This is a genomic window from Campylobacter sp. BCW_6467, from assembly GCF_001762855.1.
Lineage (GTDB): Bacteria > Campylobacterota > Campylobacteria > Campylobacterales > Campylobacteraceae > Campylobacter_D > Campylobacter_D jejuni.
Genome location: NZ_MJXP01000036.1, coordinates 1 through 2,900 on the forward strand (window position 1 = coordinate 1; position 2,900 = coordinate 2,900).

The following is a 2,900-nucleotide window of genomic DNA, read 5'->3' on the forward strand; positions in this document are numbered from 1 at the left end:
TTTGCTTTAGCTTCTTCAAGTAAGTCTCAAAGCATTGCTATGTCTGAAAAGGGTAATTTATATGCAGATGCAAGTGATTATATAAAGAGTGATTTAAATAACGGAAGCCATGGTTCTAATAAAGAACATTCTTTATTCATCCTTCCTTATACTTCTTCACAGAATGTTGAACTTTCTTTAAATGAAGAAAGTAAAGGACACACTAAAGGAACCATTATAGGTTATTCTACTTTAAAAGACAGTGGAATATATGGTGTGTATGCAGGTTATGAAGATACAAAAATGGGTTCAACTTATTTTGATATTAATAATAGAACCTATTATGCAGGTTTAAAATACTTTAATACCTTATTTACTACAAGTAAAGGTCAAGAAGTTTATATCAAAGCTCAAGGTAAAGCTGCTTTGATTAAAAATGATTTAACTAAAAAAATAGGAAATAATGAAGCTAAAGCTGAACCTAATTCTTATGCTTATGGAGTCAATACAGCCTTAGGTATGAATTTTATTTCTAATAAAGATATATTCTCCCCTGAAATAGGTCTTGCTTATGAAGGAGGCTATACTGAAGCTTTTTCTATGAAAGACACTATAGGACAAGCAACAGTTAAAGGTGGAGAAAGAACCTATGCAAACTATTTAAATCTTTTCTCTACTAAAACAAGCTTTACTTGGTTTAGAGATTGGTTGCCTAATTTAAAAACTTCAGTAGAACTTGGAGCTAAGTTTAATATCAATCCTAAAGTAGAAGCTGAGGCTAGATTTGGAAATACAAAAGTAAGTGATGAGTTTGATTTACCAAGAGTACAAAAATTTGTAAGCACTTCTTTTATCGTTCCTGTTAATGAAGCTTTCTATTTTAGTTTAAACTATAATGGAATGTTTGATAAAGATGGCAATACCCATACAGGATTTGCTCAGTTTAATTATCTTTGGTAATCTTATAAAAGATCCTACTTAGTTTAATTAGTTTACTCTCCTAGCTTGTTAAAATTTCATCCTGATAATTTTAAAATTATTAGGATGGATGTTTTTATTGTATTTATTTTTTTATTTTTGTTTTATTATTTAATTTTATAAAAATATAATTATCTTTTTATGCAACTTATAAGATAATATTAGATTTTAATGTAACTATCAAGGAAAAATATGTTTGATAAAATTCATTATTATTATTTTAATGCTAATTATGAAAAATGTTTAAACTTGAGTGAGCAATTTTTAAAAGAAAGTCCAAAATTTGCTTTAGAATTTGCTACGCTTTCTTCTTATAAACTTTCTCTTTTTCAAAAAGCTTTATATTATGCTCAAGAGCTTTTTTCTTTAAATCCTACAAGTTTTAATGGTCTTATGCTTGCTAAAAGCTATATTGAAAATTTAAGACTTGATGAAGCCTTGAATTTATTACAAACACTTTTAACTCGCAAAGATGATTTAGAAGATGAACTTAAGTTAGAATTGGCTTTTATTTATAAACTGAGTAATAAACTAGAAGAATCTGAACAAATTTTCAAAGAATTACTTTCTAAAGATATGTATAATCTTAATCTATGGAAAAATTATGCAGAAATTTATTTTAAACATGATTTTACGAAGGCATTAAATGCACATGAGCACTTGTGTCATTTTATGCAAGATTTGATTGATAAACTACAAAAAGGAATCATTGCTGAACAAACCAATCTTAATTTAGTCAAACTCGAAGATAGGCTTCACAGTAAAACCAAAGAAAATCTTACCATTTCTAAAATAGAAGATTTTTTAACTCATCAAATTTTACCCCAAAAAGCATACTTGCTTTTTAAGCTTTTTAGAATATCTGATTCTTTAGAACTTTTTCAATCACTACAAGAAGCCAATCAACACCATGCACAGTTTTGGCAAAACTATGCTAAGGTATTAGAATTTAACTCAAACTATCAAGAAGCTTATCATGCTTATAAAAAATGTCTTAGCTTGGATTCTCATGCAACCTATCAATTTGATTTGGCTTATCTTTTGATGCGTATGGGAGTGGATGATAATTTTGAAGAGGGCAAGAAATATTATGAAAGCAGATTATTTTATGCTCATAATGAAACTTTTTCTACTTATCATTATAATGAAAGCCTAAAAGCTTTTAATAAATTTGGCGTTGATGCTTTTAAAAATAAAGAAGTTTTAGTATTTTGCGAGCAAGGCTTTGGCGATACTATAATGTATGCAAGATGCTTAGAAAAACTTTGCAAAATCGCTTCAAAGGTTTTATTTGCTCCTCAAAGTGCCATGTATGAAATGTTTAAAAATCAAATCAAATTTTTAAATCAAAATGATGATATTTTTAAAAATGTAAAGGTTTTAAAAAATCTACCTACAAATTTTGATTATGCTATTCCTATTTGTTCTTTGCCTTTTTTTATTGATATTAAGCTTGATGAGATTTTACGATTAAAAACACCTATATTGCCACAGAAAAAACCGCATAATCAAAGAAAAAAACTTGGTATTTTTTATGCTACTCCTAATGCTGAAAATTCTGATTTATTAAGAAATGTAAAATTTGAATTTTTATTTGATGTATTAAAAGACTTAGATTATGAAATCATTTCTTTTCAAATGCAATTAAAAGAAGAATTACCTAAGGTAATAGAAGATAGAAGCAAGCTTATAAAAAATTGGAATGATACTCTAAATTATTTATATGATATTGACTGTATGCTTAGTATTGATAGTGCTATAGCGCATTTAAGTTTAGCTATGGATATTCCTACTATAGTTCTTTTACATCCTAGGTTTGATTGGCGTTGGGGAAAATTTGAAAATCCTAAAAGTTATTTTTGGCCAAAAGCAAAATGTTTTATCATAAAAGAACAAGAAGAAACAAAAAGGAATTTGCAAAAACTGATTAAAGATATTTTAAA

General features: G+C 27.2%; 2 protein-coding genes. Both read left to right on the forward strand.

Annotation, left to right across the window (positions count from 1 at the left end; genetic code table 11):
• A partial coding sequence (locus tag AJ888_RS04980) for an autotransporter outer membrane beta-barrel domain-containing protein (protein ID WP_148123918.1) occupies nucleotides 1-939 on the forward strand: 939 nt, incomplete at its 5' end.
• Between the two features lie 210 nt (nucleotides 940-1,149).
• Nucleotides 1,150-2,900 (forward strand): hypothetical protein (locus tag AJ888_RS04985; protein ID WP_070296165.1); only part of this gene is annotated, 1,751 nt, incomplete at its 3' end.